Below are 20,471 nucleotides of genomic sequence, written 5' to 3'. Positions count from 1 at the left end.
CGGGGCGCCCCGGGGCGAGCACGGCAGTGTTGCCCTCAATCCCCGGACGGGCTTGATCTTCGGCCCGTCCGGGGCCGGGGCCGGCGGAATCGGCCGAGGAGGACCGGAGCGGCCCGCGTGGGCTGACGGGACGCACAATCCCCGGCGGGATCACCCTTTTCGGTTGTCGAACGTCCGTACTTTAGGACGGCGTTGTCCTGAATTGTCGACGGGCGTGTAACAGGGGTTAGCCGCACCGCGGCCTGCGGCATACCCCGGAGCATGACCCAGAACACCCCTCTCTCCCCCTGTCACTTCCGCCTCCCCGCCGGCGAACGGCAACGCGTGCTGTCCGTCGAGCAGTTGAAGACACTCGGCGTGTCCCCCGCGCGGGCTGCCGCGCAGTGCCGGGCCGGTGGTCCGTGGCAGCAGCCGTTGCCCGGCGTGTATGTACTGCACCCGGGGGCGCCCACCGGCGAGGAGCGGCTGCGGTCCGCCCTGCTGTACGTCGGGCGGCGGCGCGCCGTCCCCGCGCAGGGCGGCGCGGCGCGGTCGACCGGGTACGGCGAGGCCATGGTCACCGGCCCCGCCGCGCTCGCCCTCCACGGCTTCTCTCTCGTACCGCCGATGAGTTCGCTCGACCGGATCGACGTGCTGGTGCCGCGCACCCGGCGACTGCGGTCCGTCCGGTACGTGCACGTGGTGCGGACGACCGAGCTGCCCCGCCCCGAGCAGCTCGCCGGGCTGCCGGTGGCCCCCGTGGCACGGGCACTCGCGGATGCGGTCACCGGCCTCGGGGACACCGGCGCCGTCCGGCTGCTGCTCACCGAGGCGGTCCGCGGCGGACACTGCGAACCCGCCGCGGTCGTACGTGAGCTGAGCCGCAGCAAGTTGCTGGACCGGCCCCACATCGTGAACGCCGTCGACTCGCTGCTCGCCGAGGGGCGGGCGCTGGCGGAGAGCCGGCTGTACGACATGGTGCGGACCTACGACCTGCCGGAGCCGCTCTGGAACGTGGACCTGCGGCTGCCCGGAGGCCCGCACCTCGGCGGGGTGGACGCCTACTGGCCCGACCAGGGCGTCGCTGTCGAACTCGACAGCCGGGCGCCCCTGCACAGCACGCTCGACGGTGACCGACGCCTGGAGGGGCACGACGCCGACTGGTCCGGCTGCGCCGCCGAGCGGGAGCATCTGGAACGGCTCGGGGTCACCGTCGTCCACGTCGCGCCGAGGAAGCTACGCATCGCGGCGGACCAGCAGGCGACCGTGGTGCGTACCGCCCTGATGGCGGCGGCCGACCGCGAACCTGCCGCGTATGTGGTCATCCTGCCCCGGTGAAGGGGCAGTTATCGACCCTTTCGTCCCTCATGACGCATCAGCCCCAGTGGCGGGAGTACGCCATGACCGCATCTCGCCTCCCTCAACCCTCCACAAACGCAGGTCGTTTACGAAAGGCTGAGCGGTCATCCGGTACCGAATTCCGGACTTTCTCTTTCACATACAGGGATGCTGATGACCTCCGAATCCCCCAGCTCCATATCCGGGGCGAGACGCGTGGCCCGAGTCGCGGCCGCTGCCGGTCTGGTGGCCGCACTGGCGGCCTCCGGCGTGACCCCGGTCTTCGCCGCCGACGACCCGGCCGACACCCCCGTGAAGGCGACCGCCACGAGCGACAAGCTCGGTGCGGCCGACGCCGACGTCCTGACCAAGGCGAAGGCCAAGGGCGAGAAGAACGTCACCATGATGGTCGCCACCACACCCGGTGCGACCGAGCAGGTCGCCGAGCAGCTGGACGCCGTGAAGGGGTCCGTGCTGGGGCGTACGTACGACAAGCTCGGCTACGTACGCGCGACCGTCCCGACCGCGACCGCCGAGGCGACCATCAAGGCGGCCTCGAAGCTGACGTCCGTCCGCGGCATCGATCTCAAGCAGGAGATCATGCTCGACGACCCGACGCCCGCGGGCGACCGGGCCGCCGGGGCGAAGACGCAGGCCACGGGCACCTACCCGGCGCCCGGCAAGAAGACGCCGGCGAAGAACCCGTACAACCCGTCCTTCGAGACGGGCGCGGTCGACTTCGTCCAGCAGCACCCGAAGGCCGACGGCCGCGGCGTGACCATCGGCATCCTGGACTCGGGTGTCGACCTCGGTCACCCGGCGCTCCAGAAGACCACCACCGGCGAGCGCAAGATCGTCGACTGGGTGACGGCCACCGACCCGGTCGACGACGGCGACGGCACCTGGCTGCGGATGACCGCCTCGGTGACCGGCCCCGTCTTCACGATCGGCGGCCGCACCTACTCGGCGCCGGCCGGCTCGTACAAGATCCAGCTCTTCTCCGAGGCCGCCACCAAGGGTGGCGACATGGCCGGGGACCTGAACCGGGACGGCGACACCACCGACACCTGGGCCGTGCTCTACGACCCGGTCACCGGTACCACGCGCGTCGACCTGAACAACGACGCCGACTTCTCGAACGACGCGGTCCTGAAGCCGTACAAGGAGAAGCACCAGGTCTCCTACTTCGGCACGGACGACCCGCGGACCCAGGTCGTCGAGCGCATCCCGTTCGTCGTCGAGACCCGCAAGAACGTCGAGTACAACGCGGCCGGCGACAAGGCCGACTACGTCAACATCGGTGTCATCGAGAGCGAGCACGGCACCCACGTCGCCGGCATCACCTCCGCCAACGGGCTCTTCGGCGGCAAGATGAACGGCGCCGCGCCCGGCGCGAAGATCGTCTCTTCGCGCGCCTGCACCTGGTCCGGCGGCTGCACCAACATCGCGCTCATGGAAGGCATGATCGACCTCGTCGTGAACCGCGGTGTCGATGTCGTCAACATGTCGATCGGTGGCCTGCCGCCGCTCAACGACGGCAACAACGCCCGCGCGGCGCTGTACAAGCGGCTCATCGACACCTACGGCGTCCAGCTGGTCATCTCGGCCGGCAACGACGGCCCGGGTGTGAACACCATCGGTGACCCCGGCCTCGCCGACCACGTCATCTCCGTCGGCGCGTCCATCTCCAAGGAGACCTGGGCCGCCAACTACGGCTCCAACGTCACCAAGAAGTACGACATGCTGCCGTTCTCGTCCCGTGGCCCGCGTGAGGACGGCGGCTTCGCGCCGATCCTGACCGCCCCCGGCGCCTCCATCAACACCACCCAGACCTGGCTGCCCGGCGGCCCGGTCAAGGAGGCGGGCTACTCGCTTCCGGCCGGTTACTCCATGCTGCAGGGCACCTCGATGTCCTCGCCGCAGGCCGCCGGTGCGACCGCGCTGCTGCTGTCCGCCGCGAAGCAGAAGCACATCGAGCTGCCCCCGGCCGACCTGCGTACCGCGCTGACCAGCACCGCGACCCACATCCAGGGTGTGCCCGCGCACGCCCAGGGTGCCGGCCTGATCAACATCGTGGGCGCCTGGAAGCAGATCGAGAAGCAGGGTTCCCCGGCGCACGAGTACTCCGTGAAGGCCCCGGTCGACACTGCGATCGACTTCGCGCTGAAGACCCCCGGCTTCGGTACCGGCCTGTACGACCGCGAGGGCGGCCTGAAGGTCGGCCAGAAGAAGTCGTACGACGTCACGGTCACCCGCACCACGGGCCCGGACAAGGCCGTCGCGCACAAGCTGTCCTGGAAGAACAACGACGGCACCTTCGCCCTGACCGGCAGCAGCACCGTCTCGCTGCCGCTGGGCAAGCCGGTGACCGTCAAGGTCCAGGCGAAGCCGGGCAGCGCGGGTGTGCACAGCGCGATCCTGCAGGTCGACGACGCGAAGACCTCCGGTGTGGACCAGCAGATCCTCGCCACGGTCGTCGTCGCCAAGGACCTGGTGAAGCCCGCCTACGCGTTCACTGCGTCCGGCTCGGTGCAACGCAACAGCACCACGTCGTACTTCGTGAACGTGCCGGAGGGCGCCAAGACCCTTGAGGTCGCGATGAGCGCACTGCGCTCGGGCAGCCAGACCCGCTTCATCTCCATCCACCCGTACGGGGTGCAGATGGAGGACAGCGGGACGCCGTTCTGCTACCCGAACTACGACAACCCGACCAACACCTGCCGCCCGGACGTGCGCTCGTACGTCGACCCGGCCCCCGGTGTCTGGGAGATCGAGGTCGAGTCACGGCGTACGTCGCCGCTGCTGGACAACCCCTTCAAGCTGGATGTCAGCCTGCTCGGCGCGTCCTTCGACCCGGCCGTGCAGACGCTGCCCGAGGCGAAGATCGGCACGCCGACCGCGGTGAACTGGACCGTCACCAACTCCGCGGGCGACCTGGAGGGCAAGCTCAAGGGCGGCTCGCTGGGCTCGGCCAAGGTTGCCACCCCGTCGATCAAGACGGGTGACCAGCAGGTCACCACGGTCACCATCGGTGAGGGCGTCGAGAAGCTGGACGTCGCCATCGGCGGCACCTCGGACGCCAACGCCGACATCGACCTGTATGTGCTCGACGCGAAGGGCACCGAGGTCGGTTCCTCCACGAGCGCGGGTGCGGAGGAGTCGGTCAGCCTGGCCGACCCCGCCGCCGGTACGTACACGATCGTCGTGGACGGCTACTCGGTTCCGGCCGGGACCACCACGTACGACTACCGCGACGTGTACTACTCCCCGTCGCTCGGCACCCTCAAGGTCGACGAGTCGAAGGCCGTGAACCTGGCCAGCGGCGCGTCGGCGCAGGTCGGCGCGGACGTCGTGGTCGGCGGTGCGGCTCCCGAGGGACGCCAGTTCTTCGGCGAGGTGCAGCTGGTGAACAGCCGCGGCACCGCGGCGGGCACCGGCAGCGTCGTGATCGAGAAGGTCACGCCGTAACGATCCGGTTGCGTCGTAGGTGACGACAGTGGGGCGGGCGCTCTGTGGAGCGCCCGCCCCACTGCTCTGTCCCGGCCCGCGCCGGGACACTGTCCGTCTGCCGGACAATGGATTGGACAAGGAAGCCGTGGACATACGCATCATGGAGCGGCAACCGTGCCAGTTCGTACGTTTGAAGGAGTCCCTGTGAAGGTCGGAATCGTCGGCGCCACCGGTCAGGTCGGCACAGTCATGCGCAGGATCCTGGCCGAGCGGAAATTCCCGACCGACCAGCTGCGGCTCTTCGCCTCCGCCCGTTCCGCAGGCTCCACCATCGAGTGGCAGGGCCAGGAGATCACCGTCGAGGACGCCTCCACCGCGGACTACACGGGTCTCGACATCGTGCTGTTCTCGGCCGGCGGCGCCACCTCGAAGGCGCTCGCCGAGAAGGTCGCCGCCCAGGGCGCCGTGGTGATCGACAACTCCTCCGCATGGCGCAAGGACCCCGAGGTCCCGCTCGTCGTCTCCGAGGTCAACGCGCACGCGATCAAGAACCGCCCCAAGGGCATCATCGCGAACCCGAACTGCACGACGATGGCCGCGATGCCCGTGCTGCGCCCGCTGCACGACGAGGCCGGTCTCGACGCGCTGGTCGTCACCAGCTACCAGGCGGTCTCCGGCTCCGGTCTGGCCGGCGTCTCCGAGCTGCACGGACAGGCGTCCAAGGTGGTCGCCGACGCCGACAAGCTCACCCACGACGGCGGCGCCGTCGAGTTCCCCGAGCCGGCCGTCTACAAGCGGCCCATCGCCTTCAACGTGCTGCCGCTGGCCGGTTCGATCGTCGACGACGGCTCCTTCGAGACCGACGAGGAGCAGAAGCTCCGCAACGAGTCCCGCAAGATCCTGGAGATCCCGGAGCTCAAGGTGTCCGGCACCTGCGTCCGGGTCCCGGTATTCACCGGCCACTCGCTCCAGATCAATGCCCGCTTCGCCCGCCCGATCGGCGTGGAGCGCGCCTACGAGCTGCTCGAGGGTGCCGAGGGCGTCGAGCTCTCGGAGATCCCCACCCCGCTCCAGGCGGCCGGCCAGGACGTGTCGTACGTGGGCCGCATCCGGGCCGACGAGACCGTCGAGAACGGTCTGGCGCTCTTCGTCTCCGGCGACAACCTGCGCAAGGGCGCGGCGCTGAACGCCGTGCAGATCGCGGAACTGGTCGCTGCCGAGCTGAACGGCTGACGCCCGTAAGCACGTGAAAGGGCGGCCACCGGTGCTCGGTGGCCGCCCTTTCGCATGCGCCGGAGAGCGTGTGCGGGCACCGGCGTCCGCATGTGTCAGAGGGCGAGGTGCCGTCGCAGGGCGGCATCGATCTCGGCCATGCGCGGACGCGGGACGGTGCCGATCCGCTTCAGGACACGGTCCGGAGAGACTGCCCGGACCTGCTCGCACTGGACCTTCGAGTCCTTCAGCAGACGGCTCTCGTCAGCCCTGAGGAGGACCTGGAACGTAAGCACACGCGCGATGTTCGACGTCACCGGCACCACGGTGATCACACCTCGGCCGCTGAGCTCCGCAGACTGGTTGGCCGCGTTGTTGGACACGATCACAGCCGGTCTGACCTTGTTGGCCTCGCTGCCCCTGGCCGGCTCCAGATCGACCAGGTGGATATCGCCTCTACGCATCGGCGATTCCGTCCCCCACCGTACGGTCCCAGAGCGCGGCGTCCTCGCTGGCGTCCCACTCCTCGAACGCCTCCGTGTACTCCGCCTCGAGTCCGGCGACACGCAGCAGTTCGATGGCGGCGTGTATCACGGCGGACCGGGAATCCGCGTCGGTCTTCATGGCGTACTCGTCGACGAAGGCGACATCCTCCTGCGGCAAGCTCACACTGATCTTCATACCACCAATGCTACCGCAGTAGGCAAAGGGTGGCTACTCCGCTTCTGCCGGTGATCGACGTGGAAGGATGACCGGAAACGTCACCATCGAAGGAGATGACCGCGTGCCTGGCACGAATCTGACCCGCGAAGAGGCACAAGAGCGGGCGCGCCTGCTGACCGTGGACGCGTACGAGATCGATCTCGACCTCTCCGGAGCGCAGGAGGGCGGCACCTACCGGTCCGTGACCACTGTCCGCTTCGACTCCGCCGACGCCGGTGCGGAGACCTTCATCGACCTGGTCGCCCCGGCCGTGCACGAGGTCGAGCTGAACGGCAAGGCCCTGGACGTCGCCGCCGTCTTCCGCGACTCGCGGATCGCGCTGCCGCACCTGCACGCGGGCTCCAACGTGCTGCGAGTGGTCGCGGACTGCGCCTACACCAACACCGGCGAAGGCCTGCACCGGTTCGTCGACCAGGTCGACCAGCAGGCGTACCTGTACACGCAGTTCGAGGTCCCGGACGCGCGCCGGGTCTTCGCGAGCTTCGAGCAGCCCGACCTGAAGGCGACCTTCCAGTTCACCGTGAAGGCGCCGGCGGGCTGGACGGTCATCTCGCCCCCACGCCGGAGCCCAAGGACGACATCTGGGTCTTCGAGCCGACGCCGCGCATCTCCACGTACATCACGGCCCTGATCGTCGGCCCGTACCACGCGGTGCACAGCAGCTATGAGAAGGACGGCCAGTCCGTTCCGCTCGGCATCTACTGCCGCCCGTCGCTCGCCGAGTTCCTCGACGCGGACGCGATCTTCGACGTCACGCGGCAGGGCTTCGACTGGTTCCAGGAGAAGTTCGACTACGCGTATCCGTTCGCCAAGTACGACCAGCTGTTCGTCCCGGAGTTCAACGCGGGCGCGATGGAGAACGCGGGCGCGGTCACCATCCGTGACCAGTACGTGTTCCGTTCGAAGGTGACGGACGCGGCGTACGAGACGCGGGCCGAGACGATCCTGCACGAGCTGGCCCACATGTGGTTCGGCGACCTCGTCACCATGGAGTGGTGGAACGACCTGTGGCTGAACGAGTCGTTCGCCACGTACACGTCGATCGCCTGCCAGGCGTACGCGGAGGGCTCGAAGTGGCCGCACTCCTGGACGACGTTCGCCAACTCCATGAAGACGTGGGCGTACCGCCAGGACCAGCTGCCGTCGACGCACCCGATCATGGCGGACATCCGTGACCTGGACGATGTCCTGGTCAACTTCGACGGCATCACGTACGCCAAGGGCGCCTCGGTCCTGAAGCAGCTCGTGGCGTACGTCGGCATGGACGAGTTCTTCAAGGGCGTCCAGGCGTACTTCAAGGCGCACGCGTTCGGGAACACCCGCCTGTCCGACCTGCTGGGCGCGCTGGAGGAGACCTCCGGCCGTGACCTGAAGACCTGGTCGAAGGCGTGGCTGGAGACGGCCGGCATCAACATCCTGCGCCCGGAGATCACCACCGACGGGAACGGTCACGTCACCTCGTTCACCGTCCTCCAGGAGGCCCCGGCGCTGCCCGCCGGCGCCAAGGGCGAGCCGACGCTGCGCCCGCACCGGATCGCGATCGGCTGCTACGACCTCGACAGGGCCGGAAAGCTGGTCCGCACGAACCGGATCGAGCTGGACGTCGACGGCGAGCGCACCGAGGTCCCGTTCCCGGCCGGTACCGCCCGCCCGGCGGTCGTCCTGCTCAACGACGACGACCTGTCGTACGCGAAGGTCCGGCTCGACGAGGAGTCGCTGCGGGTCGTCACCGAGCATCTCGGCGACTTCACCGAGTCGCTGCCGCGTGCCCTGTGCTGGGCCTCCGCCTGGGACATGACCCGCGACGGCGAACTGGCGACGCGCGACTACCTCTCGCTCGTGCTGTCCGGCATCGGCAAGGAGTCGGACATCGGCGTCGTCCAGTCGCTGCACCGTCAGGTGAAGCTGGCCCTGGACCTGTACGCGGCGCCGGAGTTCCGCGAGGCGGGCCTGACCCAGTGGACGGAGGCGACGCTCGCGCACCTGCGCGCCGCGGAGCCGGCCGGCGACCACCAGCTGGCCTGGGCCCGCGCCTTCGCGGCGACGGCCCGCACCCCTGTCCAGCTGGACCTGCTCCGGGCGCTGCTGGACGGCACGGAGACGGTCGAGGGCCTCGTCGTCGACACCGAGCTGCGCTGGGCGTTCGTGGAGCGGCTGGCCGCGGTCGGCCTGCTGGACGAGGACGAGATCGCCGCCGAGTACGAGCGCGACAAGACGGCCGCGGGCGAGCGTCACGCGGCGACGGCTCGCGCGGCGCGCCCGTCGGCCGACGCGAAGGCGGAGGCCTGGGCCTCGGTCGTCGAGTCCGACAAGCTCCCGAACTCCCTCCAGGAGGCGGTCATCGGCGGCTTCGTCCAGACCGACCAGCGCGAACTGCTGGCCCCGTACACCGAGAAGTTCTTCGCAGCGGTGAAGGACGTCTGGGACTCGCGGAGCCACGAAATGGCCCAGCAGATCGCCGTCGGGCTCTACCCGACGCTCCAGGTCTCGCAGGAGACCCTGGACGCGACGGACGCCTGGCTGGACTCGGCCGAGCCGAGCGCGGCACTGCGCCGACTGGTCTCCGAGTCGCGGGCGGGCGTGGAGCGCGCGCTGAAGGCCCAGGCGGCGGACGCGGCCGCGGCAAACGCGTAGCGTCTGCCCACGAGCAGAGGGGTGCCCCGGACCGTCCGCACGGTCCGGGGCACCCCTGTTCCACAGCCGTTCGTCCGGGTGGCGGCAACAGGGATTACGCGCCCGACTCCTCGTAGCGTGCCGCCAGTTCGGCGGCGCCCGGTTCCGTGAGTGTGCCGTGCAGGCGCATGCGGGCCACTCCGCCGTCCGGGAAGGCGTCGAGGCGGACGTGGGTGACCACTGCCTGGGCGTGGAGCAGGAAGCGGTGGAGGGTGTCGGGCTGGAGCTTGGTGCGGGGGATGATTTCGAACCATTCGCCCGTCTCGCCGTTGCGGCCCTGGAGGGCGATCCAGCCGGCCGCATTGCCCTTGAGGCAGGCCGTGTCGATCTCGACCGCGCGGACCGCCCCCTGGGCGACCAGGCGGAAGCGGACCCAGTCGTTCGTGTCCCGGATGCGGCGGCGGCGGTTCTCCCAGCCGTCGTCCATCTTGCGGGAGGTGCCGGGCAGGATGATCTGGGTCGGTGAGGAGTAGAAGCGGTCCGAGGCGTCCTCGTACGCGCCGCCGTTGAGGACCGCGATCAGGTCGATCGTGCCGAGGGTCGCCAGCCAGGCGGGGTCGGGAACCACCTCGCCGTGGACGCGGAGGCGGGCGACGCCGCCGTCGGGGTGCTGGCAGAGGCGGATGTGGGTGTAGCGGCGGCCGCCGGTGATCTCGAAGCCGTTGGCGGCGTGGCCACGTACAGGGGTCGGCGGGACGATCTCCTCCCACTTCACGTCGTCGGCAAGGAGTTCCGAGGGGCTGGGTGAGCCCTCGACCGATGTCGCCTGCACCGAGACGCGCTGCGGGTAGTTGCCGCGGAAGTGGGCGGTGTCGACGACGATGCCGCGGATGATGCCGGGGGCGCCGAGTCGGACGAGGGCCCAGTCGTGGTCCTCGGGGGCCGGGAAGGGGTGTGCGGCGTCGGTGCCGCGGCGGCGCCGGGTCTCCCAGCCGTCCATGATCTTGCCCTTGTGCCCGAAGTGCTCGGGGTCGAACACGGCGCGTTCGCGGTTCAGCAGGTTCTCGCGCTCGGCGAAGAACTCGTCGTTCGCGGCGACCACGCCCGCGCCCAGGCGACGGTCGGCGAGGTCCACCAGTTCGGTGAAGGGGAAGTCGCCGGTGCGGTAGTCGGCGTACGGGTCGCCCCCGCCGTACGGGGCCGCGTCATTGGCGTGGGGGTCGTTGTCCTTGGCAGGGTTCTCGTTCACGTCGGAGGTCATGTGCGGAACTGTCGTACCGGGCGACCCATCAGGTCCATCGAAAGTTTTCGCACGGTTCTTTCAGCTCAGCTGAATGGTTCTGCGCGGACCGCGCTGACCTGCTGAAGCGCGGCCAGGACCCGGGCCACCGCCGGCCCGTCCTCCGCACCCTGCCGTACGGCGGCGACCACATGGCGCCGGGGCAGGTCCGCCTCCAGGACACGCATCACCACACCCCTACGGCGCTCCGCCGACGCCATCCGCGGGATCAGCGCGACACCCATGCCCGCTTCGACCATGGCGAGGATCGCGGTCCACCCGGAGGCGCTGTGCGCCTGCTCGGGTACGAACCCGGCGGCCTCGCACGCGGCCGTGGTGATCTCCGACCAGGGGCCCGAGCCACCGAAGATCCACGGCTCGGCCGCGAGGTCGGCCAGCCGCAGCCCCGGGGCCTCCGCCAGCCGGTGTCCGGCGGGGAGGGCGACATCGAGCGGGTCGGCGAGCAGAGGGAGGAGGGTGAAGCGGGGGTCGTGGGCGGTCGGCGCGTGCGCGGCGAGGGAGAGCGCGAGATCGACGTCGCCGGCCGACAGGAGTTCGTACGCCTCCGCGGCCTCCGCCTCCCGTACCCGCACGGACGGTCCGGGCCGGTCGTCGGCGCACAGGAGCCGGACCGCCGGCACGACGAGGGCGGGCACGGCCGTCGGGAACGCGCCGACCCGCACCTCCCCCGCCTCGCCCCGCAGATATCCCGTCAACTCCGCCTCGGCGCGTTCCAGTTGGGCGAAAACCGCTTCGGCGTGGCGGAGCACGAGATGTGCGGCGTCGGTGAGCCGGACCCGGCGGCCCTGGGCTTCCAGCAGGGGTACGCCGAGCTGTTTGGCCAGGTTGGAGAGCTGCTGGGACACTGCCGAGGGGGTCATCAGCAGCGCCTCGGCGGTCGCCGTGACGGTCCCGCGCTCGCTCAGCACGCGCAGGATCCTGAGCTTCTTGATGTCCCACTCGGTCATGTCCGCACATTAGCCGCCGAGGCAGGCCCGGCCCGTCCGGCCCGGAACGCGGAGCAGGGCGCCCCGAAGTGCTCACACACTTCGGGGCGCCCTGAAAAAAGCGCTGGTGGAACTACGCGGGCCCGGGCCGCGCAGCGGGAGGGTCAGGCCTGCTTCTTGGACTTGTCCAGGAGCATGACCAGGCCCACGATGATCACGAACAGGCCGATGGGTGCCACGACGTAGAGGCCGATCGTGTCCATCACGCTCAGGCCGGGGCCGGGGTCGTCACCGTCGTCACGGGTCAGCGCAAGCGCGGGGGACGACATGAGCAGCATCATCAGCGTCGTACCGGCCGCCACGGCGCCGGCGCGCATTGCGTTCTTCTTGTCCACGGTGCAAACGTAGCGAACGTCTAGGAGCGGCGCGCGCCCGGGGGTGCCGTACGGTGCGTCGACTGTTCTTTCGGGCGCCTGTCCACGGGCTTCAGTACCTCCATCAGATGGTGCAGACGCGGCGACGACGCAAGCTCCTCCAGGGTGACCGGGTGGCCTTCCGCATCCGCGACGGGCAGCCGCCAGTTGGGGTACTGGTCCCAGGTGCCGGGCAGATTCTGCGGACGGCGGTCGCCGACCGTGTCCGGGAGCCAGACGCCGACCATGCGGGCAGGGGTGCGCAGCAGGAAGCGGTGGACGGCGCGGACCGCCCCCTCCTCGTCGCCCTCCCCCTCCGGCAGCATGCCAAGCCGGGCGAGCAGGCCGAGCCATGTGGCGGTGTCGGCGGCGTCCTCGGCCTGTTCCTGCTCCAGGGTGCGGGTGAGCAGTCCCAGGCGGTGGCGGAGTGTCACATGGTCGCCGGTCAGCCGGGCGGCGGTGGACGGCAGGTCGTGGGTGGTGGCGGTGGCGAGGCAGCCTTCCCGCCAGCGCTCCGGGGGCAGCGGGCGGCCGGTGCCCGTCCAGTCGCGCTCGAACCAGAGCACGGAGGTGCCGAGCACTCCGCGCCGGGCGAGCGCCTCGCGTACGCCCGGTTCGACCGTGCCGAGGTCCTCCCCTATGACGACCGCACCGGCCCGGTGCGCCTCCAGGACGAGGACGGCGAGCATCGCCTCGGCGTCATGGCTCACGTACGTGCCGTCGGTGGGCGGTCTTCCCTCGGGGACCCACCAGAGCCGGAACAGGCCCATGACGTGGTCGATGCGCAGGGCGCCGGCGTGGGCGAGGAGGCCGCGCAGCAGCGCGCGGTACGGGCCGTAGCCGGACGCGGCGAGGACGTCGGGGCGCCACGGGGGCAGCCCCCAGTCCTGACCGCGCGCGTTGAAGGCGTCCGGGGGCGCGCCGACCGACATGCCGTGCGCGAAGGCGTCCTGCTGGGCCCAGGCGTCGGCACCGCCGGGGTGCACGCCGACTGCGAGGTCGTGGACGATGCCGACGGCCATCCCGGCGTCCCGCGCGACGCTCTGGGCGGCGGCGAGCTGGTTGTCGGTCAGCCAGGCGAGCCGGCAGTGGAAGTCGACCCGGTCGAGCAGCTCGGCACGCGCGCGGGCGACCTGCGGGGAGCGGGGGTCGCGCAGTGCGGACGGCCAGGCGTGCCAGTCGGAGCCGTGTACCTCCGCAAGGGCGCACCACAGGGCGTGGTCCTCCAGGGCCTGCCCCTGGGTGGCGAGGAAGTCGCAGTACGCGGCACGCCGGCCGGGGGTCAGCGGCACCTTCTGTACGAGTTCGAGAGCCTGACGCTTGAGGTCCCAGACGGCGTCCCGGTCGATCAGGGCGCCCTTGTTCAGCACGGTGTCGCTCAGTGTTTCGGCGCTCTGCCGCAGGTCGTCGAGGGCGGCCCGGTCCTGTACGTGCCCGTACTCCGGGATCGACTCGACGTGCAGATGGACGGGGTCGGGGAAGCGGCGCGAGGACGGGCGGTACGGCGACGGGTCGGTGGGTGTACCCGGCACGGCGGCGTGCAGCGGGTTGACCTGGACGAACCCGGCGCCGAGGGTCCGCCCCGACCAGGCGGCGAGATCGGCGAGATCACCGAGGTCACCCATGCCCCAGGAGCGGCCGGAGAGCAGGGAGTAGAGCTGGACGAGGAAACCGTGGGTGCGCCGCGGCGGCTGGGGTACCCGGGCCGGGGCGACGATCAGGGTGGTGGTCACGGTCCGGCCGTCCTGGGCGCGGACGGTCAACCGGTGTACCCCGAGCGGGGGTTCGGCCCACCAGGCGGGGGTCGGGGCGGGTGTACCGGGAGCGGAACCGGTACTGCCGGTTCCGCTGACCGTGCCGACCGTCGCCGAAACGGCCGGATCCGGTTGTCCGCTCGGCACCCGCATCCGAGGCGGGGGAGGCGAACCGGCCGCGTCCTCGGGCTCGATGTCCAGCGTCGTACCGGGCCGCAGCGCGGTCAGCGCGGCCGGCAGCGGATCCCCGGTCCACACCACCAGCGTGGGCGGGAGCAGCCGGGAGGCGGCCACCGACTCCGCGGCGGCAAGCGATTCCTGCACCGCTTCAGGGGTGGCGGCGTCCACGCCGAGCGCGGCGAGCACGGCGATGACCGTGTCGTCGGGTACGGACACAGTGACATCCGCGGACGGTGCGTAGGAGGTGGCGACGCCGTGCAGTGCGGCGAGCCGGGACAAGCCCATTCAGACTCCTGGGGACTCCGTGCCCCGCGCGGTGCCGGGGGCGGTCGGCTCGCTGGTCAGTGGGGCGGTGACGGCGAGCGGCGGCTCGCTGGTCAGGGGTGTGGCATCGGCGAGCGGCGGCTCGCTGGTCAGGGGTATGGCATCGGCGAACGCGGGCTCGCCGGTCAACGGTCCGGGGTCCGGCACCTGTTTGGACAGGGCGGAGAGCAGAAGCTGCGCGGCAGCGGGCATGGCGGCCTCCTGGCCGTGGAGAACTGGACACAGCAGGCCTACCCAGCGGACGCAGCCGCAGACATAGGCGTTACGACAACGACGTCAACGTGCTCCGGGTCACATTCCGTTCCTCAGCGGCCAGTTACCCGCAAGTTGTCCGCCGTATTCGGCCATTCGACGGCGTCTCTGCTGCGGCCGGCCGGTCATCCCCGGCACCCCGCCCCATCCGTCACAACGGGCATATACGGCACAACGGCCACACGCATTGACACCCTCACGCGTGGGGTGGTGGGCTCGGAGCCCATCGGTGGGAGCGAGGGAGTACGGCATGCGGCTCAGGCACAGCAAGCACGCGACCGCCGTCGCTGTCGCCGTGCTCGGCGGACTGCTCTCCACCGGGACCCCGGCCGCCTTCGCCGCGCCGTCGGACCCCGGCTCCCCCGCCGTCACCACACCCGACCGTACGGACGAGGGCGCGCTGCCCACCGTGTGGCCGCGGCCCCAGACCATCAAGGCGTCCGGGGCGGCCGTACCGCTCTCCGGCGAGGTGACCCTCGTCGCCGACGCGCACGCCGATCCGTACGCCGTCGACGCCGCCAGACAGGTGCTGCGCGACACGGGGGTGCGGACCGTGCACGAGGCGCTGCCGGGACGCGGGCCGGTCATCCGGCTCGGCGGCAACAGCGCGCAGGACGCCCTGCGCACGCTGCGCGCCCCCGAGCGCGCCGATCTGCCGTCCGGCGGCTACCGGATCGCGGTCGGCACGGTCGCGGGCCGCTCCACCGTCGCCCTCGACGGTGTCGGTGACGACGGCCTGTTCCACGCCGTGCAGACGCTGCGTCAGCTGGTCCGGAACGGGAGCGTCGCCGGGGTCACCGTGCGGGACTGGCCGGGCACCGCCGTACGCGGAATGACCGAGGGGTTCTACGGGCAGCCGTGGACCCGCGAGGAGCGGCTCGCGCAGATCGACTTCATGGGGCGTACGAAGCAGAACCGGTACCTCTATGCGGCGGGCGACGACCCGTACCGGCAAGCCCGCTGGCGCGATCCGTACCCCGCCGAGCGGCGCGCCGACTTCCGGGCGCTGGCCGAACGGGCCCGCGCCCGGCATGTGACCCTCGGCTGGGCGGTCGCCCCCGGCCAGGCCATGTGCATGTCCTCCGACGGCGACGTGAAGGCACTGACCCGGAAGATCGACGCGATGTGGGCGCTGGGCGTGCGCGTCTTCCAGCTCCAGTTCCAGGACGTCAGCTACAGCGAATGGCACTGCGACAACGACGCCGCCACGTTCGGCCGCGGCCCGGAGGCGGCGGCCAGGGCGCAGGCGCGGGTCGCGAGCGAGGTCGCCCGGCATCTCGCGCAGCGGCATCCCGGCTCGGAGCCGCTGTCGGTGATGCCGACGGAGTTCTACCAGGACGGGGCCACGGACTACCGGACCGCGCTCGCCAAGGAGCTGGACGACCGGGTGCAGATCGCCTGGACCGGGGTCGGGGTCGTACCGCGGACCATCACCGGACGGGAACTGGCCGGTGCGCGCGCCACGTTCCGGCATCCGCTCGTCACGATGGACAACTACCCGGTCAACGACTACGCGCAGGACCGTATCTTCCTCGGCCCGTACACCGGCCGGGACCCTGCGGTCGCGATCGGCTCGGCGGCGCTGCTCGCCAATGCGATGGAGCAGCCGTCCGCGTCCCGCATCCCGCTGTTCACCGCCGCCGACTTCGCCTGGAACCCGAAGGGTTACCTGCCGCAGGAGTCCTGGCAGGCGGCGATCGACGATCTGGCGGGCGACGACGCGGGGGCCCGGGAGGCGCTGCGTGCGCTGGCCCGGAACAGTGCGACGTCCGTGCTGGGCAGCGACGAGTCGGCATATCTGCAGCCGCTTTTCGCCGCGTTCTGGAAGTCCCGTGCGACGGCGAATACGACGGCGCAGGCGGACGCGGCGCGCGAGCTGCGGGCCGCCTTCACGGTGATGCGCCAGGCACCGCAGCGGCTGAAGGGCCTGGCGGACGGGCGACTCGACGACGAAGTACGGCCGTGGACCGAGCAGTTGGCCCGGTACGGCCGGGCGGGCGAGCTCGCCGTCGATCTGCTGCAGGCCCAGGCGCGCGGCGATGGCGCGGCCGCATGGAAGGCGTCGCTGGCGCTGGAGCCGCTGCGGAAGGCCGCCGGGGCGAGCGGCGCGACGGTCGGCAAGGGTGTCCTCGGTCCGTTCCTGGACCGGGTGCGCAAGGAGGCCGACGCGTGGACTGGCGCGGACCGGGACGCCGGCACGGTGACCGAGGCCCCGGGCAGCTATACGGTGCGGCTGAAACGGGCCCGCCCGATGGAGGTCGTGACCGCGATGACCGTTCCCGGGGTGGGGGCGGACGCGACGCTGCAGGCCCATGTGCCGGGCGAGGGCTGGCGCAGCCTCGGCCCGGTGTCGCGGACCGGCTGGACCCAGACCGCGGCCGAGGGCCTCAGAACCGACGCGATCCGGCTGATCTGGCCCACGGACTCCTTGGCGACGGCCCCGGGCGCGAGCGCGGGCACGCTGCCGCCGATCGTCTCCGGAACCGTCACCGCACCCGAAGCCCCCCAGGTACGCGCCCTCGTGCCGTGGTTCGGCGACGAACCCGCCGCCTGGCTCGATCTCGTACGCGGCGAGACCGACGCGGAGATCGGCGGCAGCCCGCAGCGGGTCGAGGCACGGCTCGCCGCCCGCCGCCCCGCCGCGGTGCGCGGCGCACTCACCGCGAAGGCTCCGAAGGGCATCAAGGTGTCCGTCCCCGGTCGGACGACGGTGCCGCGCGGGTCCCGTACCGACGTCCCGGTGGAGATCACGGTCCCGGCGAACACGCCGGCCGGCGAGTACGAGGTGCCCTTCAGGTTCGGTGGCGAGGAGAGCACCCTCACGGTCCGGGCCTACCCGCGCACCGCCGGCCCCGATCTCGTCCGCACCGCCACCGCCTCCTCGTCCGGCGACGAGACCCCGGACTTCCCGGCCGCGGCCGCCTCGGACGGCGATCCCACCACCCGCTGGTCGTCCCCGGCCGAGGACGGCGCCTGGTGGCAGGCGGAACTGACGGAGCCCGCCAGGATCGGCCAGGTGGTGCTGCAGTGGCAGGACGCGTACGCCTCCCGCTACCGCGTACAGGTCTCCGCGGACGGCCGCACCTGGCGTACGGCGGCGACCGTCCGGGACGGCAAGGGCGGCCGCGAGTCCGTCCGGATGGACGCGAAGGACACCCGCTTCCTCAGGATTCAGGGCGACGGGCGGGCCACCGAGTTCGGCTACTCGCTCTGGTCGGTGGAGGCGTACGCCGTCGCGGAGTAGCCGCACGCGTCCGGCACGAACTCAACTGAAACACCAGTGGTTCACCACTCCTGCGGTAGTTGCCCACCGTCAAGTATTCACTCAGTACATATACCGAGTATATAGTCGGCCTCATGAGCACCCGCCATATCCTTCTGGGACTGCTCGCCGGAGGTTCCAGCCACGGCTACGACCTCAAACGGCGGTACGACGAACGCTTCCCGCAGGCCCGCCCACTGGCCTACGGGCAGGTCTATACCACCCTGCAACGCCTGGTGCGTGACGGTCTGGCCGCCGTCGAAGGCACCGATTCCGACGGTGGCCCCGAGCGCACCCTCTACCGCTCCACGGACGAAGGGTCACGCGAACTCGCCAGGTGGGCCGACGAGGTCACCCCGCCGGCACCTTTCGTGACGAACGAGATCTTCGCCAAGGTCGTCGTCTCGATCCTGGTCGCGGCTGCCGCCGGTGGCAGCGACCGCACGTCCGACGCGGCCGCGTACCTCCAGGCCCAGCGTGCCGCCCACATGGCGCGGATGCGCGAACTGACCGAACTCAAGACAACGCCGGGCACCGACCTCAGCACGGTGCTCTCCGCCGACTACGCCCTCGCCCATCTGGACGCCGACGTGCGGTGGATGACCACCACATCGACCCGTCTCGCCACCCTGACCGCGGAGGTCGACACAGCATGAGTACGCAACCCGAGCAGCCCTCCCGGGCGACAGCGCCCCTGCTCACGGCCACAGGCCTGAAGAAGTCGTACGGGAGGGCCGCCCAGGCGCTGCGCGGCGCGTCGGTCGACCTCCACGCAGGTGAGATTCTCGCCGTCACCGGCGCCAGCGGCAGCGGAAAGTCCACGCTGCTGCACTGCCTGGCCGGGATCGTCCGTCCCGACGAGGGTTCGGTCTCGTACGGACAGGAGCGGCTCGACCGGATGCCCGAGGCGCGCCTCAGTGAGCTGCGGCGCACCGACTTCGGCGTGGTGTTCCAGTTCGGGCAGCTGATCCCCGAGCTCACCGTGCTCGACAACGTGGCGCTGCCGCTGCTGCTCGCGGGGACCGCCCGCACCGAGGCGCAGAGTCGGGCGGACGAGTGGCTGGAGCGCTTCGGCGTGCGCGGACAGGCCGGTCTGCGGCCCGGCGAGCTGAGTGGCGGCCAGAGTCAACGGGTCGCACTGGCACGGGCGTTGGTGACAGGGCCGAAGGCCGTCTTCGCGGACGAGCCGACCGGCGCGCTCGACTCGCTCGCCGGGGAGCAGGTGATGACCGCTCTGGTGCACGCCGCCCGCGAGTCCGGCACCGCGGTGCTGTTGATCACACATGACGCACAGATCGCGGCGTACGCGGACCGGGAGGTGTGGCTGCGGGACGGGGCCGTCCACTCCGGCACGGCGCAGTTCACCGCCCAGGAGGTCGCTCACCATGAAGGCTGACGCCCGCATCGCGTGGATCCTGACGCGCGGCTCCGACCGCCGTGAGTGGTGGCGGATCTCGCTCACCGCGGTGGGCGCCCTGCTCGCCACGGGCTTCGCCCTCGCGGCGATCGCGGTCGCCGCCGTCTCGGGGCAGGTCTCGATCCCGTACGGGCACGGCCTGCTGAACCAGCCCGGCCAGCGCGCCGGTGTGGTGGTCACGCTGCTGCTCCTGCTCGTCCCTGTGCTCGGTTTCCTCGGCCAGTGCGCCCGCATCGGCGCCGTGCACCGCGACCGGCGGATGGCCGGGCTGCGGCTCGCCGGGGCGTCACCCGCGCAGGTGCGGCGCATCTCGGCGCTGGAGTCCGCGTTGGCGTGTCTGGCGGGATCGGTCGGCGGGTTCGCCGTCTTCGCCGCGGTCCTCACCGGCTCCGGCCACACACCGCCCCCGTCGGCCTGGGCGGCTTTCGTGGTGGTCGTTCTCGTCGTGCCGGTGGTCGCGGCACTGGTGAGCGCGCTCGCACTGCGCCGGGTCGTCGCCTCGCCGCTCGGCTGGGTACGCCGGGTACGGCCGGAGCGCGGACACCGGACGCTGCTCGCGCTCCTGATTCCGACGGTGCTGATCGCCGCGGCGGCCTTCCTCCTCGTCCTCCGGGGCAGCGGCCTCGACGCGGCGTCGTTCCCGCTGCTGGTGTTCGCGGTGGTGTTCCTCACCGGAGCCGGTGCGGTCTGGGCGGCCGGGGCCTCGGCCGCCTTCATGGGCCGACGGCTGACGCTCCGTGCGAAGAGTCCCGCGGTACTGATCGCCGCGGGTCGCCTCAGGGACGACCCGTGGGCCGCCGCGCGTACCCATGCCGCTCTGCTGCTGGTGACCGTCGTCGGGGTGGGATTCGTGGGGGTGAGGGAAGTGCTGCTCGCCGGGTTGCGCGGGGGCAACTACTCGGCGGGCGACCTCGATTTCTACACCACGGGTATCGACCTCGCCGGGGCCGCCGTCCTGGTGGCCCTGGTCATCAGCCTCTTCGGCCTCGCCGTGGGCACCGCCGAGTCCCTTGCCACTCGCCGCAGAGGACTCGCCGCCCAGGCCGCGGCCGGAGTACCGCACGCGGTTCTGGCCAGGACTCTCCTCCTGGAGACCGCGCTCCCACTGGCCCCCGCGGTCCTGCTCGCAGGCATCGGCGGCATGGCGGTGCACCTCGCGTACGCCTCCCTTGTCGCACCCGGCTCCGTGCCCTCGATGCTCCCGCTGCTCGTACCCGTGCTGGTGTACGCCGGCTGCCTGCTGGCCGCGGCGACATCACTGCCGCTGCTGCGGCGCGCGGCACACCCCACGGAGCTGCGGTTCACGTAGCGCTTGGCGCTCCGCGGAT

General features: G+C 71.2%; 14 protein-coding genes and 1 pseudogene. 8 read left to right on the top strand and 7 right to left on the bottom strand.

The genetic code is table 11. The features are described 5' to 3' along the window. The first annotated feature begins 261 nt into the window (after nucleotides 1-261). The 3 genes from OHA03_RS19885 to OHA03_RS19875 all read left to right on the top strand — a co-directional run bounded on the left by OHA03_RS19885 (nucleotide 262) and on the right by OHA03_RS19875 (nucleotide 6,000). Nucleotides 262-1,317, top strand: coding sequence for a hypothetical protein (locus tag OHA03_RS19885; protein WP_267005165.1), 1,056 nt, complete (start codon nucleotides 262-264; stop codon nucleotides 1,315-1,317). A 168-nt stretch (nucleotides 1,318-1,485) separates the two neighbouring features. After that, nucleotides 1,486-4,785 carry a S8 family serine peptidase gene (locus OHA03_RS19880; protein WP_267005164.1) on the top strand — a complete coding sequence of 1,100 codons (3,300 nt, stop codon included), beginning with the start codon at nucleotides 1,486-1,488 and terminating at the stop codon, nucleotides 4,783-4,785. A 186-nt stretch (nucleotides 4,786-4,971) separates the two neighbouring features. Then, nucleotides 4,972-6,000 (top strand): aspartate-semialdehyde dehydrogenase, encoded by a 1,029-nt coding sequence (locus OHA03_RS19875; RefSeq protein WP_030921345.1) that lies wholly within the window; start codon nucleotides 4,972-4,974, stop codon nucleotides 5,998-6,000. A 95-nt stretch (nucleotides 6,001-6,095) separates the two neighbouring features. On the opposite strand, the gene OHA03_RS19870 is transcribed toward OHA03_RS19875, so the two are convergent. Together OHA03_RS19870 and OHA03_RS19865 are read right to left on the bottom strand one after the other, a co-directional pair. Then, a complete protein-coding gene (locus OHA03_RS19870; protein ID WP_093774296.1) occupies nucleotides 6,096-6,443 on the bottom strand; it encodes a type II toxin-antitoxin system PemK/MazF family toxin in 348 nt (115 codons plus the stop codon). Continuing rightward, the gene (locus OHA03_RS19865) at nucleotides 6,436-6,660 is read right to left on the bottom strand and encodes a ribbon-helix-helix domain-containing protein (protein WP_030921349.1); all 225 of its coding nucleotides are present in this window, start codon (nucleotides 6,658-6,660) and stop codon (nucleotides 6,436-6,438) included. The genes OHA03_RS19870 and OHA03_RS19865 overlap by 8 nt, the downstream gene beginning before the upstream one ends. Before the next feature lie 103 nt (nucleotides 6,661-6,763). On the opposite strand from OHA03_RS19865, the pseudogene pepN reads away from it, so the two are divergent. Then, nucleotides 6,764-9,336 (top strand): annotated as a pseudogene (pepN, locus tag OHA03_RS19860) (aminopeptidase N). Between the two features lie 94 nt (nucleotides 9,337-9,430). Here the strand turns inward: pepN and alc are convergent. The 5 genes from alc to OHA03_RS19835 all read right to left on the bottom strand — a co-directional run bounded on the left by alc (nucleotide 9,431) and on the right by OHA03_RS19835 (nucleotide 14,404). Then, nucleotides 9,431-10,576 (bottom strand): allantoicase, encoded by a 1,146-nt coding sequence (gene alc, locus OHA03_RS19855; RefSeq protein WP_267005163.1) that lies wholly within the window; start codon nucleotides 10,574-10,576, stop codon nucleotides 9,431-9,433. Nucleotides 10,577-10,641: 65 nt separating this feature from the next. Then, the gene (locus OHA03_RS19850) at nucleotides 10,642-11,562 is read right to left on the bottom strand and encodes a LysR substrate-binding domain-containing protein (RefSeq protein WP_267005162.1); all 921 of its coding nucleotides are present in this window, start codon (nucleotides 11,560-11,562) and stop codon (nucleotides 10,642-10,644) included. Nucleotides 11,563-11,705: 143 nt separating this feature from the next. Beyond that, complete coding sequence (locus OHA03_RS19845) at nucleotides 11,706-11,936, bottom strand: hypothetical protein (protein ID WP_267005161.1); 231 nt, start codon at nucleotides 11,934-11,936, stop codon at nucleotides 11,706-11,708. 20 nt (nucleotides 11,937-11,956) lie between these two features. Then, the gene (gene malQ / locus OHA03_RS19840; RefSeq protein WP_267005160.1) at nucleotides 11,957-14,173 is read right to left on the bottom strand and encodes a 4-alpha-glucanotransferase; all 2,217 of its coding nucleotides are present in this window, start codon (nucleotides 14,171-14,173) and stop codon (nucleotides 11,957-11,959) included. Beyond that, the gene (locus OHA03_RS19835; RefSeq protein WP_267005159.1) at nucleotides 14,174-14,404 is read right to left on the bottom strand and encodes a hypothetical protein; all 231 of its coding nucleotides are present in this window, start codon (nucleotides 14,402-14,404) and stop codon (nucleotides 14,174-14,176) included. It abuts the gene before it with no gap. Between the two features lie 310 nt (nucleotides 14,405-14,714). Between OHA03_RS19835 and OHA03_RS19830 the strand changes: the two genes are divergently transcribed. The 4 genes from OHA03_RS19830 to OHA03_RS19815 all read left to right on the top strand — a co-directional run bounded on the left by OHA03_RS19830 (nucleotide 14,715) and on the right by OHA03_RS19815 (nucleotide 20,452). Continuing rightward, nucleotides 14,715-17,708, top strand: a complete 2,994-nt coding sequence (locus OHA03_RS19830) for a beta-N-acetylglucosaminidase domain-containing protein (RefSeq protein ID WP_267005158.1) — start codon at nucleotides 14,715-14,717, stop codon at nucleotides 17,706-17,708. A 113-nt stretch (nucleotides 17,709-17,821) separates the two neighbouring features. Further along, on the top strand, nucleotides 17,822-18,382 hold the full coding sequence (locus tag OHA03_RS19825) for a PadR family transcriptional regulator (protein ID WP_267005157.1): 561 nt from the start codon (nucleotides 17,822-17,824) through the stop codon (nucleotides 18,380-18,382). Next, entirely contained in the window at nucleotides 18,379-19,122 is a 744-nt protein-coding gene (locus OHA03_RS19820) for an ABC transporter ATP-binding protein (protein ID WP_267005156.1), read from the top strand. Before OHA03_RS19825 ends, OHA03_RS19820 begins: the two co-directional genes overlap by 4 nt. Beyond that, entirely contained in the window at nucleotides 19,112-20,452 is a 1,341-nt protein-coding gene (locus OHA03_RS19815) for an FtsX-like permease family protein (protein WP_267005155.1), read from the top strand. Before OHA03_RS19820 ends, OHA03_RS19815 begins: the two co-directional genes overlap by 11 nt. Nucleotides 20,453-20,471: the final 19 nt, after the last annotated feature.

Origin of the sequence: Streptomyces sp. NBC_00154, from assembly GCF_026342835.1 — a bacterium.
GTDB lineage: Bacteria > Actinomycetota > Actinomycetes > Streptomycetales > Streptomycetaceae > Streptomyces.
Note: the sequence above shows the minus strand (reverse complement) of the source record. Positions and strands in the feature narration are given on the sequence as shown.

Coding starts and splice junctions, on each gene's coding strand:
- OHA03_RS19885 (WP_267005165.1), top strand. CDS start 262: ATGACCCAGAACACCCCTCTCTCCCCCTGTCACTTCCGCCTCCCCGCC.
- OHA03_RS19880 (WP_267005164.1), top strand. CDS start 1,486: ATGCTGATGACCTCCGAATCCCCCAGCTCCATATCCGGGGCGAGACGC.
- OHA03_RS19870 (WP_093774296.1), bottom strand. CDS start 6,443: ATGCGTAGAGGCGATATCCACCTGGTCGATCTGGAGCCGGCCAGGGGC.
- OHA03_RS19865 (WP_030921349.1), bottom strand. CDS start 6,660: ATGAAGATCAGTGTGAGCTTGCCGCAGGAGGATGTCGCCTTCGTCGAC.
- alc (WP_267005163.1), bottom strand. CDS start 10,576: ATGACCTCCGACGTGAACGAGAACCCTGCCAAGGACAACGACCCCCAC.
- OHA03_RS19850 (WP_267005162.1), bottom strand. CDS start 11,562: ATGACCGAGTGGGACATCAAGAAGCTCAGGATCCTGCGCGTGCTGAGC.
- malQ (WP_267005160.1), bottom strand. CDS start 14,173: ATGGGCTTGTCCCGGCTCGCCGCACTGCACGGCGTCGCCACCTCCTAC.
- OHA03_RS19835 (WP_267005159.1), bottom strand. CDS start 14,404: ATGCCCGCTGCCGCGCAGCTTCTGCTCTCCGCCCTGTCCAAACAGGTG.
- OHA03_RS19830 (WP_267005158.1), top strand. CDS start 14,715: ATGCGGCTCAGGCACAGCAAGCACGCGACCGCCGTCGCTGTCGCCGTG.
- OHA03_RS19825 (WP_267005157.1), top strand. CDS start 17,822: ATGAGCACCCGCCATATCCTTCTGGGACTGCTCGCCGGAGGTTCCAGC.
- OHA03_RS19820 (WP_267005156.1), top strand. CDS start 18,379: ATGAGTACGCAACCCGAGCAGCCCTCCCGGGCGACAGCGCCCCTGCTC.
- OHA03_RS19815 (WP_267005155.1), top strand. CDS start 19,112: ATGAAGGCTGACGCCCGCATCGCGTGGATCCTGACGCGCGGCTCCGAC.